The organism is Martinezella rhizogenes (assembly GCF_027460065.1).
GTDB lineage: Bacteria > Pseudomonadota > Alphaproteobacteria > Rhizobiales > Rhizobiaceae > Agrobacterium > Agrobacterium rhizogenes_C.
Genome location: NZ_JAPYZZ010000015.1, coordinates 42,701 through 57,962, shown reverse-complemented (window position 1 = coordinate 57,962; position 15,262 = coordinate 42,701). Strand labels below are relative to the sequence as shown.

17 protein-coding genes are annotated in these 15,262 nt (G+C 63.6%); all 17 read left to right on the top strand.

Translation table 11 applies throughout. The features are described 5' to 3' along the window. Window positions 1–34: 34 nt before the first annotated feature. The 17 genes from O8B93_RS20500 to O8B93_RS20420 all read left to right on the top strand — a co-directional run bounded on the left by O8B93_RS20500 (window position 35) and on the right by O8B93_RS20420 (window position 15,216). The gene (locus O8B93_RS20500) at window positions 35–442 is read left to right on the top strand and encodes a phage major tail protein, TP901-1 family (protein ID WP_269711729.1); all 408 of its coding nucleotides are present in this window, start codon (window positions 35–37) and stop codon (window positions 440–442) included. Then, a complete protein-coding gene (locus O8B93_RS20495) occupies window positions 442–801 on the top strand; it encodes a gene transfer agent family protein (RefSeq protein WP_269711728.1) in 360 nt (119 codons plus the stop codon). Before O8B93_RS20500 ends, O8B93_RS20495 begins: the two co-directional genes overlap by 1 nt. Then, window positions 798–1,007 carry a rcc01693 family protein gene (locus O8B93_RS20490; RefSeq protein WP_269711727.1) on the top strand — a complete coding sequence of 70 codons (210 nt, stop codon included), beginning with the start codon at window positions 798–800 and terminating at the stop codon, window positions 1,005–1,007. Before O8B93_RS20495 ends, O8B93_RS20490 begins: the two co-directional genes overlap by 4 nt. An 88-nt stretch (window positions 1,008–1,095) precedes the next feature. Then, the gene (locus tag O8B93_RS20485; RefSeq protein WP_269711726.1) at window positions 1,096–1,677 is read left to right on the top strand and encodes a phage tail tape measure protein; all 582 of its coding nucleotides are present in this window, start codon (window positions 1,096–1,098) and stop codon (window positions 1,675–1,677) included. Window positions 1,678–1,738: 61 nt separating this feature from the next. Continuing rightward, window positions 1,739–2,377: a TIGR02217 family protein gene (locus O8B93_RS20480; protein WP_269711725.1), complete on the top strand. Its 639-nt coding sequence runs from the start codon at window positions 1,739–1,741 to the stop codon at window positions 2,375–2,377. Then, window positions 2,374–3,258, top strand: a complete 885-nt coding sequence (locus tag O8B93_RS20475; RefSeq protein ID WP_269711724.1) for a DUF2163 domain-containing protein — start codon at window positions 2,374–2,376, stop codon at window positions 3,256–3,258. The genes O8B93_RS20480 and O8B93_RS20475 overlap by 4 nt, the downstream gene beginning before the upstream one ends. Next, the gene (locus tag O8B93_RS20470; protein ID WP_269711723.1) at window positions 3,255–3,689 is read left to right on the top strand and encodes a C40 family peptidase; all 435 of its coding nucleotides are present in this window, start codon (window positions 3,255–3,257) and stop codon (window positions 3,687–3,689) included. The genes O8B93_RS20475 and O8B93_RS20470 overlap by 4 nt, the downstream gene beginning before the upstream one ends. A gap of 17 nt (window positions 3,690–3,706) precedes the next feature. After that, window positions 3,707–7,507 (top strand): baseplate multidomain protein megatron, encoded by a 3,801-nt coding sequence (locus O8B93_RS20465; RefSeq protein ID WP_269711722.1) that lies wholly within the window; start codon window positions 3,707–3,709, stop codon window positions 7,505–7,507. A gap of 34 nt (window positions 7,508–7,541) precedes the next feature. Further along, a complete protein-coding gene (locus O8B93_RS20460; protein WP_035214779.1) occupies window positions 7,542–7,748 on the top strand; it encodes a hypothetical protein in 207 nt (68 codons plus the stop codon). Window positions 7,749–7,887: 139 nt separating this feature from the next. Then, complete coding sequence (locus O8B93_RS20455; RefSeq protein ID WP_003497070.1) at window positions 7,888–8,142, top strand: hypothetical protein; 255 nt, start codon at window positions 7,888–7,890, stop codon at window positions 8,140–8,142. Between the two features lie 93 nt (window positions 8,143–8,235). Continuing rightward, complete coding sequence (locus O8B93_RS20450) at window positions 8,236–8,907, top strand: response regulator transcription factor (RefSeq protein ID WP_006311298.1); 672 nt, start codon at window positions 8,236–8,238, stop codon at window positions 8,905–8,907. After that, complete coding sequence (locus O8B93_RS20445; protein ID WP_269711721.1) at window positions 8,897–10,297, top strand: sensor histidine kinase; 1,401 nt, start codon at window positions 8,897–8,899, stop codon at window positions 10,295–10,297. Before O8B93_RS20450 ends, O8B93_RS20445 begins: the two co-directional genes overlap by 11 nt. Before the next feature lie 206 nt (window positions 10,298–10,503). After that, complete coding sequence (locus O8B93_RS20440; protein ID WP_269711807.1) at window positions 10,504–10,932, top strand: hypothetical protein; 429 nt, start codon at window positions 10,504–10,506, stop codon at window positions 10,930–10,932. Window positions 10,933–11,091: 159 nt separating this feature from the next. Then, on the top strand, window positions 11,092–12,255 hold the full coding sequence (gene ccmI, locus O8B93_RS20435; protein ID WP_269711720.1) for a c-type cytochrome biogenesis protein CcmI: 1,164 nt from the start codon (window positions 11,092–11,094) through the stop codon (window positions 12,253–12,255). Next, complete coding sequence (gene ccmE / locus O8B93_RS20430; protein WP_269711719.1) at window positions 12,252–12,764, top strand: cytochrome c maturation protein CcmE; 513 nt, start codon at window positions 12,252–12,254, stop codon at window positions 12,762–12,764. The genes ccmI and ccmE overlap by 4 nt, the downstream gene beginning before the upstream one ends. Then, a complete protein-coding gene (locus O8B93_RS20425; RefSeq protein WP_269711718.1) occupies window positions 12,761–14,752 on the top strand; it encodes a heme lyase CcmF/NrfE family subunit in 1,992 nt (663 codons plus the stop codon). The genes ccmE and O8B93_RS20425 overlap by 4 nt, the downstream gene beginning before the upstream one ends. Beyond that, the gene (locus tag O8B93_RS20420) at window positions 14,749–15,216 is read left to right on the top strand and encodes a cytochrome c-type biogenesis protein (RefSeq protein ID WP_269711717.1); all 468 of its coding nucleotides are present in this window, start codon (window positions 14,749–14,751) and stop codon (window positions 15,214–15,216) included. The genes O8B93_RS20425 and O8B93_RS20420 overlap by 4 nt, the downstream gene beginning before the upstream one ends. Window positions 15,217–15,262 lie beyond the last annotated feature (46 nt).

Below are 15,262 nucleotides of genomic sequence, written 5' to 3'. Positions count from 1 at the left end.
CCCCGCAACAGCAATCGGGATGAAAGGAAACAACATGGTAGCGCAGAAGGGCAAGGACCTGCTGCTGAAGATCGACAATGCCGGTGCCTATATCACAGTGGCAGGGTTGAGGACAAAACGGCTGGCCTTCAACGCGCAGGCGGTCGATGTGACGGATGCGCAAAGCGCCGGCCGCTGGCGCGAACTTCTCTCCGGCGCCGGTGTACAGCGGGCATCGCTGACGGCGTCCGGCATCTTCAAGGACCAGGCAAGCGATGCTTTGGTGCGCGGCGCGTTTTTCGCCGGCACCATTCCGGGCTGGCAGATCGTCATTCCCGATTTCGGCACCATTGCCGGGCCGTTTCAGATCGTGGCGCTCGAATATTCCGGCCGCCACGATGGCGAGGTGCAATTCGAGATCGCGCTGGAATCCGCCGGTCTTCTCACATTCGGAGTGCTGTGATGCCTGAGCGTTTGCGTTATGGACGGGCGAACCGTCATCGCGGCGAGATAGAGGCGCTGATCGACGGCGAAAGGCGCATCCTGTGCCTGACGCTCGGCGCGCTCGCCGAACTCGAAACCGCCTTTGCAGCCGACGACCTCACGGCACTCGCCGAGCGTTTCGCCAGCGGCCGCATGAAGGCGGCCGACATGATCCGGGTCATCGGCGCGGGCCTGCGCGGCGCGGGTAACGTGTTTTCCGACGAGGATGTGGCCGCGGCGACGGTGGAGGGCGGCATCGCCGGCCACGCCGCGATCGTCGCCGATCTCCTGACCGCCACCTTTGGCGGCTTCAAAGGTGAGGCAACCCCGGACCCTTGAATGCCGCAGCAGGCGAGGCGGCAACCCGCCCCTTTCCCTGGCCGGCGGTCATCCATGCCGGCCTTTGCCTGCTGCGGCTTTCTTCCGAAACTTTCTGGCGGCTGACGCCGAAGGAGTTCTTCGCGATGACGGGCGGCAACGCCGTTCCCCGCGGCCCTGATCGTCAGGCAATGGAGGCGATGATGCGGCGGTTTCCGGATGGGTGATGACCGGACTCCGGGTGCGTTTTTTCATCAAGAAGATCATGCATTTCAAAAGTCTACGGCTCGAATGTGAATCAGAAAGGCAAGCGCGATGGCGGGCGAAGGATCGATTGCGGAGAACCGGGAGGAGGCTGAAGTGCTTTCCGAGGTGATGGGTGATCTCGAACGGCGCTCGGAGCGGTTCGGGGCGGCGCTGACCTCCGCCTTGCAGGCGGCGACGACGGGTGGCAAGGGGCTGGACGATGTGTTGCGCGGGCTCGGGCAGAGGCTGTCGGGCATTGCGCTTTCGGCCGGGCTGAAACCGCTGGAGAACATGATCGGCAACGCCGTCGGCGGGCTGTTGAACGGCGGCGGTTCACTTTTTGCCTTTGCCGATGGCGGCGTGCCGGGGCGGGCCATCACGCCTTTTGCGGAAGGCGGGGTCGTCTCAAGCCCGGCCTTTTTCCCAATGGGCGGCGGGCTTGGACTGATGGGGGAAGCCGGCGCGGAGGCGATCCTGCCGCTGAAGCGTGGATCTGATGGCGCGCTGGGTGTCGCCGCGCCCTCGGGCGGCGGCGGGGCGCAGATCGTTTTTAACGTGACGGCCACCGATGCGGCGAGTTTCCGCAAAAGCGAAGGGCAAATTGCCGCCATGCTGGCGCGCAGCGTCGGGCGTGGCCAGCGGGGATTGTGACGCAGGCGGGTGCCTCGTCTCCCACCTCCCGAACCATAAAAATGAATCCAGGAACAACCACATGGCGGCATTTCATGAAGTGCGGTTTCCGTTGCGGCTGGCGCTCGGCGTCAGCGGCGGGCCCGTGCGCCGGACCGATATCGTCAACCTTTCCAATGGCCGGGAAAACCGCAACCAGCGCTGGCGGAATGCCCGGCGCGCCTATGATGCCGGCTCCGGCATCCGCTCCGTCGCTGATCTCTACGAGGTGCTGGCCTTTTTCGAGGCGCGGCGCGGAGAGCTCTACGGTTTTCGTTTTCGCGATCCGGTGGATTTCAAATCCTGCCCGCCGGGAGAGACGCCCGCTACGACCGACCAGAGGATCGGCACGGGTGACGGGGTGACAACTGTTTTCCAGCTCGTGAAGACCTATGCCGATGCCGGAGGATCTTTTTCCAGACGGATCGACAAGCCGGTCGACGGGTCGCTCATCGTTTCGGTCGAGGGGGTGAAGGCCGCGCCGACCGAGGTGTCCGTCGATCACGCGACCGGCATGGTGACATTCCGGGCGGGGCGTGCGCCGCCTGCCGGTGCCGTGATCCGCGCCGGTTTTGAATTCGACGTGCCGGTGCGCTTCGCCATCGACCGTATCGACATCAATCTGACCGCTTTTGAAGCCGGCCGCATTCCCTCCATTCCGCTGATGGAAATCCTGCCATGAAGACCATGCCCGCAGCCCTTGCAGATCATCTGAAAGGCGACGCCACCACCACCTGCCATTGCTGGCGGGTGACGCTGAAGGATGGCGTCGTGATGGGCTTTACCGATCATGACGAGACGTTGTCTTTCGCCGGCACCTACTACCTTGCCGCAAGCGGTTTTTCTGCCAGCGACAGTGAGAGCGAAACCGGGCTGGGTGCGGGTGCCGGCGAGGTGGCAGGCGGTTTTTCCACCGAGGCGATTGCCGAAGACGATCTTGCCGCAGGTCGTTTCGATGGAGCCAAAGTGGAGCTTTTCCTCGTCAACTGGCAGGCGCCGGATGAGCATGTGCTGCTCAGCCTGCGCGAGATCGGCGAGGTGACGCGGGCCGGCGGGGCCTTCCGCGCGGAATTGCGCAGCATCGCCCATCGACTTGGCCAACCGCAGGGCAGGAGCTATGGGCGGCGCTGCGATGCAGCCTTGGGCGACGGGCGTTGTGGTGTCGATCTCGCACCGTTCACCGGCCATGGTAACGTGGCGGCGGTGGATGTTTCGGGCAAACTGCTGGTCTCCGGACTCGATGCTTTTACCGAGGGTTTCTTCAGCCGCGGCAAGCTCAGATTTTTGACCGGCAGTCTCGCTGGCAAGGCTTTCGACCTTGACGGCCACGAGCGGCGTGACGGCGGTGTACTTCTCTCTTTTTGGCTGACGCCGGACCGGATGCCGTCGCCGGGAGATCGCTTTTCCGTGACTGCCGGCTGCGACAAGAGTTTCGCCACCTGCAAGGCGAAGTTCGGCAATCACCTGAATTTCCGGGGCTTTCCGCATCTGCCGGGTGCGGATTTTGCCTATTCCTACGCAAGCGGCGGCCAGAGCCACGACGGCGGAGTGCTGTTTCCATGAATGATACGGCGAAAAAGGTGCTCGCTCTGGCCGAAAGCTGGATCGGCACGCCCTACAGGCATCAGGCCTCTTTGCAGGGTGTCGGCTGCGATTGCCTCGGCCTGATCCGCGGCGTCTGGCGCGGGCTCTACGGGCACGAACCGGAATTGCCGCCGCCCTATGCGCCTGATTGGGCCGAACGCGGCGGCGAGGACCGGCTGATGGTGGCGGCGAAGCGCCATTTTCTGACGGTGCCGGGCATGGGAGAGGCGCAGCCCGGAGACCTGCTGCTGTTTCGCTGGCGCGCCGATGCGGCAGCGAAACATCTCGGCATCCTCGCCGGGTCAGAGCATTTCATCCACGCCTATGAACAGGCGGCGGTGGTGCGGTCGGCGCTGGTGCCGGGCTGGAAGCGGCGTATTGCCGGGGCGTTTCGTTTTCCCGATCCCTGACATTTTTCGAGGCGAACATGGCGACAATCGTTTTTCAGGCGGCGGGCGCGGCACTCGGCGGCATTTTTGGCCCCGTTGGCGCCATCATCGGCCGGGCGGCCGGCGCACTGACCGGCAATGCCGTCGACCGCGCGCTGCTTTCGAACGGCCGCACGGTAGCAGGTGCGCGGCTTGCGACGGCGCGGATTCCCGGTGCGGATGAGGGCGCTGCTATTAACCGGCTCTATGGCACAGCGAGGATCGGCGGCACGCTCATTTGGGCGACACGTTTCGAGGAAAGTGTCGAGGTGCAGCGGCGTGGCGGCAAGGGCAATCGCGGCCCCAAGGTGGAGAGCTTCCGTTATTTCGCCAATCTCGCCATCGGCCTCTGCGAAGGCGAGGCGGCCCTGGTGCGGCGCGTCTGGGCCGATGGGCGTGAAGTTGATCTCACCGGCGTCGAGATGCGCTTTTATCCCGGCAGCGAGACGCAATTGCCCGATCCGCTGATCGAAGCGAAACAGGGGACTGGCAACGCACCCGCCTTTCGTGGACTGGCCTATGTCGTCTTCGAACGCCTGCCGCTTGAGGCCTATGGCAATCGCATTCCACTGATGCAGTTCGAAGTCGTGCGGCCGGTCGGAAAGCTTGAACGCCAGATCAGCGCCATCACCGTCATTCCCGGTGCGACCGAACACGGTTATGCCACCACACAGGTCAGCGAGCGCACGGGGATCGGCCAAAGCCGCATCTTGAACCGCAACAATCTCACCGCCGCGACCGACTGGCAGGCGGCGATCGACGAATTGCAGGCGCTTTGCCCCAATCTCCAAAGCGTGGCGCTTGTCGTGAGCTGGTTCGGCACGGATATGCGGGCGGGTGAATGCCGCATTCTGCCAGGCGTGGAAGTGGCGGCCCGCGACGGGGAAACCACGCCATGGTCCGTTGCCGGTCTTTCGCGCGTTGATGCGCATCTGGTCAGCCATCATGGCGGCGGCCCGGCCTATGGCGGCACGCCTGATGATGAGAGCGTGTTGCAGGCCATCGCCGATCTCAAGGCTCGGGGCCTGTGGGTCTGCCTTTATCCTTTCGTGATGATGGATGTGCCCGCCGGCAACGGCCTGCCTGACCCCTATGGCGATCGCGAGCAGGCCGCTTATGGCTGGCGTGGCCGCATCACCGGCTTTCCCGCACCCGGCAAAGCCGGCTCCCCGAACCGTAGTGCGGCTGCGCGGGCGCAGGTTTCCGCCTTCTGCAACCGTGAGGAAGGCTACCGCCGCATGGTGTTGCATTATGCAGCGCTTGCGGCGCAGGCGGGCGGCGTGGATGCCTTCCTGATCGGCTCGGAACTGCGCGGCCTCACCGCCCTCCGGGACCAGAACGATGCCTTTCCCTTCGTTGAGGAACTGCTGCGGCTGGCACGCGATGTGCGCAGCATTGTCGGATCGGCGACGAAGCTCACCTATGCCGCGGACTGGAGCGAATATTTCGGCCACCAGCCGGCAGACGGTTCGGGCGACGTGTTTTTCCACCTCGATCCGCTCTGGGCGAGCCCTGATATCGACGCCATCGGCATCGATAATTACATGCCGCTTTCCGACTGGCGTGACGAGGATGCCGCCAATGGCAATCCCGATGGGATGGCCGGCCCCGATGATGCGAGCGCGTTTCACCGTACTATGACGGCAGGCGAGGGTTTCGACTGGTATTATGTGAGCGATGCCGACCGCGCGGCGCGGCGGCGCACACCCATAACGGATGGGCTGAAGGGCAAGCCGTGGGTGTTCCGCTACAAGGACCTTCGCAACTGGTGGGGCAACCTGCACTATGACCGGGTGCGTGGTGTGGAGAAATCCACACCCACTGACTGGGTGCCGGGCGCAAAGCCGATCTGGTTCACCGAACTCGGCTGCCCGGCGGTGGATAAGAGCGCCACGCGCCCCAATGTCTTTCCCGATCCGAAATCGGCGGAAAACGCCTTTCCCCATTTTTCCCGTCGCAACCGGGCAGACAGCCAGCAGCGGCGGTTTCTGGAGGCGCATCTCGACCATTGGGGTGAAGGCGAGGCAGCGATGGTGGAGAAGAACCGTGTCTATCTCTGGACCTGGGATGCGCGGCCTTTCCCCGCCTTTCCGCAGAATGGCGCAGTCTGGAGTGATGGTGCAAACTGGCGCACCGGCCACTGGCTGAATGGTCGGCTGGGAACGGCCACACTGGCCGACACCATTGCCGCCATCCTGATCGATCATGGCTTTTCCGCCTTCGACGTCTCGGCCGTCAGCGGCGATCTGACGGGGTACGTGCAGGGCGACATAACCTCGGCCCGCAATCTGCTGGAGCCGCTGATGGCGGCGTTTCAGGTGGATGTGGCGGAGGACGGCGGAACCCTCCGCTTCCGCTCCCGCAATAAGGCAGTCATGCCCGTCCGCGATATCGCCGTGCTGGCGGATATCGAGGACGAGCCGCTTTGGTCTGAAAATCGCGGCCATGACAGCGATTTCGCGACGGAAGCCGTGCTGACCTCGTTTAATCCGGTGCTCGATTATGAGCAGGCGAGCGCGCGTTCCCGCCGCATCGATAATGCCGGCAGCCGGGTGATGCGGCTCGATCTCAACGCCGCCTTGCAGTCGGAAACGGCGGAAGCGGCCGTGGAGGCGCTGCTGCGTGACAACCGCCAGGCGCGGCGCAGCCTGCGTTTCGCCCTGCCGCCATCCGATATCACGCTTGAACCCGGCGATTGCATCCGCCTCTCGGAGGGCGTCTTTCCGCAGACGCCTGCCGGGCGGTTTCTGGTCAGTCGCATCGAGGACGGCGCGGTGCGGCAGGTGGAGGCACGGGCTTTTTCCCCTGCCTTTTCAGCCGCCGCCGGCGGTGCGGAGGAGCGGCGCAGCGCCGGCGCAAGCGGCGCCGAAGGTTTCGCCCCGGAGGTGCTGTTTCTCGATCTGCCATTCCATGATGGCACCGCGCCGGAACAGTCGGCGCGGATTGCCGCCTTCGCAAAACCCTGGCGGCCGATCGTCGTGTCTTCATCATCAGGCACGGAAGGGTATAGCCAGCGTGTGCTGCTGGACCGACCGGCGATGATCGGCACGTTGGCACAGCCGCTGGTATCAGGCCCCCCCGGCCGTTTTGACCGCAAGGACACCATCCTGATCGATCTGCCCGCCGGTGAAGTCTCTTCGGTCCCAGAGCTTTCGGTGCTTGATGGCGAGAACCGTCTCGCCATCAAGGCCGCAAATGGCGTGTGGGAGATCGTCGCCTTCGCAAAGGCCGAGGAAATCGCACCTTCGCGCTGGCGGCTCTCCGCGCTCCTTCGGGGGCTCGCCGGCACGGAGGATGCGCTTGCCGCAGGTGCGCCGAAGGGGGCTCCGGTGGTGGTTCTCGATGCGGCGGTGCAGCCGCTCGGCCTTGCCGCAAGCGAGCGCGGGCGACGCCTGAACTGGATTGCGGAGGCGGCGGGCATGGCGGGCGCACCAGCCGGGCCTTTTGCCTTTGAGGGCGGCGTGCGGGCGCAGACCCCGCTTGCGCCGGTGCATCTTTCCGGTGAGCGTCAGCGGGACGGCATTCTCGTCAAATGGAAGCGTCGAGGTCGCGTGGAGGCCGATGGCTGGGATGCGAGCGACATTCCGCTCGACGAGCCTTTCGAGCTTTATCGCGTCGAGGTGATGGACGGCGGGACCGTGCGCCGTGCGGTAGAGGTGCCGGAACCCTTCTGGCTCTACCCCGCAGGGGACGAACTCACAGATTTCCCGCAGCTACGGGATCACATTTCCGTGCGTGTCCGCCAGCTGGGCCGCGCGGTGCCCTCGGGAGTGGTGGCCCAGGCCCTTCTCCCGCTCTGACATGTGCCTGAAAAACAACGCAAAGGACGAGATTATGGACAGTACCAAGGCATGGTATCAATCCCGCACGATCTGGGGCGCGCTGATAGCGGTTTTCGCACCGCTTTTCAGCATTGCCGGCTTCGATCTGCCCGCCGGCCTGCACGGGGAGCTGGCCGAAGGGCTGGTGACCGTTGCGGGCGGAATCGGCGGTCTGATCGCACTTTACGGCCGCCTTTCGGCGACCCGCTCCATCCGCTGACGGGGCTCACGAAAACGCCGTTCCCGCCACGCACCGCGGCGGCGGGGCCGGCATTCATTTGCCATTCAGACGCTTTGCGCTACATATTCGGTCACACTAGGGTTCGAGACGCACCCGGTTTTTTGCGGAAGTTTGTAGAATGGCATCACCTCTCATCATCGCGACGCTTGCAGCCGGGCTCTCCGGTTTCACGGCGCCCGAGGCTGATCTGCAGGGCCACTACATTTTGGCTGCCAGCGATTGTGGCGCAGCCGTCGCCCGCGTCGTGCGCGAAACCGGTGGTCAGCTGCTTTCGGTCTATCCTTCCGGCGACGGTCAGTCCTGTGTCGTCACCGTTCTCGTCCAGGGCAATGGCGAGCGCCCGCGCAAGGTAACGATGCGCGTGCCGATGTAGCTTGCCCGCATCGCCGAAATAGCGGAAAACAATCCGACTCATGTAGCATGACCGGCCAACCGCGTGGGCCGGGACGGAAGGAAAGGGCGGACAATGCGTATTCTCGTTGTTGAGGATGATGCCAATCTCAATCGTCAGCTGACCGACGCGCTGAAAGAGGCCGGTTATGTTGTCGATCAGGCATTTGACGGCGAGGAAGGGCATTATCTCGGCGATACCGAACCCTATGACGCCATCGTCCTCGATATCGGCCTGCCGCAGCTGGATGGCATCACCGTCGTTGAAAAATGGCGCGCGGCCGGCAAGGCTATGCCGGTCCTCATCCTCACTGCCCGCGACCGCTGGAGCGACAAGGTGGCGGGCATCGATGCCGGCGCCGATGATTACGTGACCAAGCCCTTCCATGTGGAAGAAGTGCTTGCCCGCGTGCGCGCGCTCATCCGCCGCGCCGCCGGCCACGCTTCCTCCGAACTGGTCTGCGGCCCGGTCCGGCTCGACACCAAATCCTCCAAGGCGACCGTCAACGGCACGACGCTGAAGCTCACCTCGCACGAGTTCCGCCTATTGTCCTATCTCATGCATCACATGGGTGAGGTCGTCTCGCGCACAGAGCTGGTCGAACATATGTACGATCAAGATTTCGACCGCGATTCCAACACGATCGAGGTGTTTGTCGGACGTTTGCGCAAGAAAATCGGGGTTGATCTGATCGAGACGATCCGTGGTCTCGGTTACCGGATGCAAGCGCCGGCAGATGCGAAGTAATTCTCTCACCGCCCGCGTTCTGCTGCTCGCCTCCGCCTGGTCGGCGCTGGCGCTGGTGGTGATCGCCGTCGTCATTTCGACGCTTTACCGGCAGGGCGTGGAGCGCAGCTTCACCGATCTTTTGCGGGCGCAGCTTTACAACGTCATCAACTCGGTGACGATTTCCAACGAGAACACGCTGGCCGGCAGCCCGCAGCTCGGCGATCTCCGGTTTTCGCAGCCCGATACCGGCTGGTACTGGGTGGTGGAGCCGCTCGGCAATTTCCAGACTGCGCCGCTGGTGTCTTCCTCGCTCGGCGTGTCGACGCTGCCGGTGCCCAGCATTCTCGACGCCCCCTTCGACAACAGATACGAGCGATTTTATGCCGTTACCGACGAGGCCGGCAACAAGGTGCGTGTGGCGGAAACGGAAGTCGTGCTGGACGGTGAGGGCCGGGCGGCGCGTTTCCGTGTTTCCGGCAATCTGAATGTCGTCGAAGACGATGTCCGTGATTTTTCCAACAGCCTCTATCTGGCGCTGGCCGTCTTTGGTTTGGGCAGTCTGGTCGTCAACGGCCTTGCCATTCTCTACAGTCTGCGGCCGCTTGATCAGGCCCGTGTCGCGCTCGGCAAGATAAGGGGCGGGGAGGCGGAAAGCCTCGAAGGTGAATTCCCGCGTGAAATCCAGCCGCTGGCCAATGAGGTCAATGCGCTGATCGACAGCAACCGCCGCCTTGTGGAGCGCGCCCGCATGCAGGTCGGCAATCTCGCGCATTCGCTGAAGACGCCGATCGCCGTTCTTCTGAACGAGGCCCGCACGCTGGAGCCGCAGCATGGTGATCTGGTGCGCGCGCAGGCCGATGCCATGCAGGCGCAGGTGCAATCCTATCTCTCCCGCGCCCGCATCGCCGCCCAGCGCGGCTCGATCCTTGCCCGCGTGGAAGCGGAACCGGCGCTGGAAAGGCTGGTGCGGGTGATGCGCCGCCTGAACCCCGACAAGCAGTTCGTGCTGAATTTCGAACAGCCGGGCGCGGTGCTCGGCATGGAACAGCAGGATCTCGAAGAGGTCGTCGGCAATCTCCTGGAAAATGCCGCGCGCTTTGCGCAGACACGCGTGGTCATCACGCTTGCGGCCGGCACGCACCCGTCTTCCGACGCTGAAATCGCCCGTCGCTCCTGGGTGGAACTGACGGTGGAAGACGATGGCCCGGGGCTGGAGCCGGGACAGATCAGCGAAGCGATGAAACGCGGCCGCCGGCTGGACGAGAGCCGGCCGGGCACGGGCCTCGGCCTGTCGATCGTTTCCGAGGTGGTGTCTGAATACCATGGCCGCTTTTCGCTATCGCGCAGCGCCATCGGTGGCCTGAAAGCCGATCTGATTTTGCCGGGTCTTTCGAAAGAGCTTGCGTGAGGCAAGAAAAAAGGCAAGAAATTCAATACCGGTACATGAGAGCATTTCCAGGGAAAGTGGACCCCGGTTTCCCGTCAGGAAATGCGGAAGAACAAAAGCTAGGGTGTTTTCACGGTTCGAAGAACAGCGAAAATGCTCTAGGTGCAATGCGGTAGGAAAGAGGACAGGGTTTGGTTGACGTGTATGATGGCTGTCGCTCCGTGACGATGCGTTCGCTGGTGTCACGCCCGGCACTTCTCTCGATCCTGTGTGTGTCGATGCTGAGCGCCTGCACCACCACGGGCACGCGCCCGGCGGGCGGCGGCCTGTTCGGCCGTTCGGCCCAGCCTTCCACGCCTTTCCTTGCCAATCTGCAAGGCGGCATCGTCGGGAAAAGCGGCGTGGAGCTCGACAGGGGCGACCAGACCAAAGCGCTGGAGGCGGAATACAAGGCGCTGGAAACGGCCCCGGTCGGCACGCCCGTCACCTGGACCGGTGATGACGTCAAGGGTCAGGTGGTCGCCAATGCGCCCTATCAGGTCGGCAACCAGAACTGCCGGCAATATTCCCATACCCTCACTGTCGACGGGCGCGACACCAGGGTGCGCGGCGCGGCCTGCCGTAATGACGACGGAAGCTGGTCTCCGCTGATCTGATCAGTTTGACGTAAATCAAGGTCACGGGCCTTCCGCGGTGACAAGAAGAGGCACGGCGGAACAGCGAAACGGGATCTGCGGTGCGGCGTGATGTCTCAAATTCACGTCATCCCCGCGCTTCGTGTTTCCATGTGCCGCGCATTCGAGTAATTGAGCCTTATGTTCTGGATTGTCGTTGCGATATTGACGGCGGCTGTCGCCATCGTCCTGATGTACCCGCTGATGCGGAAGACCGAGGCGCCTGAAACGCGCCGTGACGGTGAGGTTGCCGTTTATCGCGACCAACTGGCCGAACTGGACCGCGAACGCGCCGCCGGCCTGATCGGCGAGACCGAAGCGGATTATGCCCGCGCCGAAATCGGCCGCCGCCTGCTGGCCGCCGCCGAGGCGGAAGAGGTGACGGCGAAAGAGGCCCGGCCGCGCCGGCACAATCTTGCCGCCAGCCTCATAACCATCCTGCTGCCTGCACTTGGCCTCTGTCTTTACATCTGGAACGGCAGTCCGGACACGCCGGACATGCCGCTCGAGGCACGTCTTGAAAACCCCGGCAACGACATGAACCTGCTGGTCGCGCGGGCCGAGAGGCATCTGGCGCAAAACCCGGAGGATGGCGGCGGCTGGGATGTTCTGGCGCCGATCTATTTCAAGACGCTGCGGCTTGGCGATGCCGAGCTTGCCTATCGCAACGCGCTTCGTATTCTCGGACCAAGCGCCGAACGGCTGACGGGCCTTGGCGAAACGCTCGTGGCCGGCAATGACGGCGTCGTCATCGAAGCGGCGCGGGATGCGTTTGCTCAGGCCGAAAAGCTGAAGCCCGGCAATCCGCGCGCGCGCTTTTATCTGGCGCTGTCGCTGGAACAGGCAGGCAAGGCGCAGGAAGCACGCGCGGCCTTTGCGGCGCTGGAGGCCGATGCGCCGGCCGGCGCACCCTGGCTGCCGCTGGTGCGTGAACATATTGCCCGGACCGGCGGCGAAGCGACGCCTGCCGCACCCGGCCCGAGCGCCGAGGATATGGCAGCGGCCAATGACATGACGGCCACCGACCGGCAGGCGATGATCGAGGGCATGGTGGCGAGCCTCGATGCCAAGCTGAGGGATAACCCTGATGATTTCGAAGGGTGGATGCGCCTCATGCGCGCCTATTCCGTGCTGAAGAACGAAGCCAAGGCCGGTGAAGCGTTGAGGGCAGGTTTGCAGGCTTTCCCGCCACAGGGTGAACAGGGCAGGCAGCTTCTGGCGCTGGCGAAGGAATTGGGTGTTTCCGCCGGACCGATCCGCGTGGATGGGCAGAAGGATGCCGCGCCGCAGGGAGTGACGCAATGACCCGCAAACAGAAACGCCTCGCGATCATCGGCGGCGGCATGAGTTTCATTGTCGCGGCGGTGCTGCTGGTCATGTTCGCCTTCGGCCAGTCAATCGCCTATTTCTACATGCCCGCCGATCTGGAAAAGACGCCGGTCAATCCCGGTACCCGCATCCGCCTTGGCGGGCTGGTGGCGGAAGGTTCGATCAAGCGCGGCGAAGGCCGCACGGTGAGCTTTACGGTGACGGATGGCGAAGCGACCGTGCCGGTCAGCTATACCGGCATCCTGCCTGATCTCTTCCGCGAAGGGCAGGGCGTGGTGACCGAAGGCATGTTCGACGCCGCCACCCACGGTTTCGTGGCCGACAGCGTGCTCGCCAAGCACGACGAGAACTACATGCCAAAGGAAGTGGCCGACCGGCTGAAGGACAAGGGCCTGTGGCAGCACGGCGGTGAGGGCGAAGCCCCTTCCACTGCGACGCCGTCGACCAGCGCGGCTTCGGCCGACAAGACCGGAGCGACGAAATGATCAACGAGATTGGCCATTATGTTCTGGTTCTGGCGCTCGGTGTGGGGCTGATCGTCTCGACGCTGCCGGTCATCGGTGCGCGCCGCAACGACCGGGCGCTGATGGATGTCGCCTCGCTCGGCTCGGTCTTGATGTTCCTGCTGGTGGGCTTTTCCTTCGCAGCGCTGACGCGGGCTTATGCCGTCTCGGATTTTTCCGTGCGCAATGTCTGGGAAAACTCCCATTCGCTGATGCCGATGCTCTACAAGCTGACCGGCGTGTGGGGCAATCACGAAGGCTCGATGCTGCTGTGGCTGCTCATTCTGGTGTTTTTCAGCGCGCTCGTCGCCGCCTTCGGCCGCAACCTGCCGGAAACGCTCAAGGCCAATGTTCTGGCCGTGCAGGCATGGATTTCCGTCGCCTTCCTGCTGTTCATCCTGCTCACCTCAAATCCGTTCCTGCGGCTGGAGCGGGTGCCGGCCGAGGGCCAAGACCTCAATCCGATCCTTCAGGATTTCGGCCTCGCCATCCATCCGCCGCTGCTCTATCTTGGTTACGTCGGCTTTTCCGTCTGCTTCTCCTTTGCCGTCGCGGCACTTCTTGAAGGTCGCATCGATGCCGCCTGGGCGCGCTGGGTCAGGCCGTGGACGCTCGCCGCCTGGACCTTCCTGACCGCCGGCATCTCCATGGGCTCCTATTGGGCCTATTATGAACTCGGCTGGGGCGGCTGGTGGTTCTGGGATCCGGTGGAAAACGCCTCCTTCATGCCCTGGCTTGCCGGCACCGCATTGCTGCATTCGGCGCTCGTCATGGAAAAACGCGAAGCGCTGAAAATCTGGACGGTGCTTCTGGCGATCATGACCTTTTCGCTGTCGCTGCTCGGCACCTTCCTCGTGCGCTCCGGCGTGCTGACCTCCGTGCATGCCTTTGCTACCGATCCGAGCCGCGGTATCTTCATTCTCGGCATCCTCACCGTCTTCATCGGCGGCGCCTTCGCGCTGTTTGCCTGGCGTGCACCGTCGCTGAAGGCAGGCGGCCTCTTTGCGCCGATCTCGCGTGAGGGATCGCTCGTTCTCAACAACCTCATCCTGACGGTCTCGACCGCAACCGTGCTGATCGGCACGCTTTACCCGCTCATTCTCGAAACCCTGACGGGCGAAAAAATCTCGGTCGGTGCGCCGTTCTTCAACCTCACCTTCGGCCTTCTGATGATCCCGATCCTGATCGTCACACCGTTTGGGCCGATGCTCGCCTGGAAGCGTGGCGATCTTCTCGGCGCCTTCCAGCGGCTGTATGTGGCCGCGGCTGTCGCGGCTCTGGCCGGGCTGGCGCTCTGGTATATCGAAAATGGCGGCCCGGTGCTGGCTGCACTCGGCATTGCCGCCGGTTTCTGGCTGATCTTCGGGGCGCTCACCGATCTGTGGTATCGCGCCAATTTCGGCAAACTGGCCTTCGGCATCGCGTTCCGCCGCTTGAAAGGCCTGCCGCGTTCGGCCTTCGGCACGGCGCTGGCGCATATGGGCCTCGGCATCACCGTGCTCGGCATCGTCATCGTCACCACCTATGAGACCGAAACGGTTCTGGAAATGAAACAGGGCATGGTGGCGGAAGCGGGCGGTTACAGCCTGACCTTCGACGGCATCCGCCACGCCGTCGGTCCTAATTTCACCGAGGATCGCGGCCATTTCACCGTGCGCAAGGCGGGTGTGGAGGTGGCTGACGTCTGGTCGTCCAAGCGGCTCTATACCGCGCGGCGCATGCCGACGACGGAAGCCGGCATCCTGACCTTCGGCCTCAGCCAGCTTTATGTTTCGCTGGGCGACCCCATGGCCGATGGCGGCATGGTGGTGCGCATCTGGTGGAAACCCTTCATCCTCTGCATCTGGGGCGGCACGCTATTCATGATGGCGGGCGGTTTCATCTCGCTCTCCGACAGACGTTTGCGGGTGGGTGCGCCGACCCGCAAGGCGAAGCCGGTGCGGGCTGTAATGCCGGAGGCGGCGGAATGAGGGAGGTCGTGGCAAGGCTCGCTCTTCTTCTCACCCTCATCTTCGCTGCAGCTTCTCCCGCTCTCGCCTTCAATCCTGACGAAGTCCTCAAGGACCCCGTGCTGGAACAGCGCGCCCGGAACCTGACGTCGCAGCTCCGCTGCATGGTTTGCCAGAACCAGTCGATCGATGACAGCAATGCCGAGCTGGCGCGTGACCTGCGTGTCCTCGTGCGCGAAAGGCTGGTTCAGGGCGACAGCGACAAGGCCGTCATCGATTATGTCGTGTCGCGTTACGGCGAGTTCGTGCTCCTGAAGCCGCGTCTCAGCCTGCGCACCGTGCTTTTGTGGGGCGCGCCCATCGGCCTCACCCTTGCCGGGATTTTCGCCGTCTTCGTGTTTTCGCGCCGCCGCGCCACCCAGGAACGCCCACAAAAACTGAGTGCGGATGAAGAAGAGCGCATTCGCAATCTCATTGAAAAATAACCTGATTTCATTTTCGCCTTCGGTTCTTTTTCAACATTACGGATTT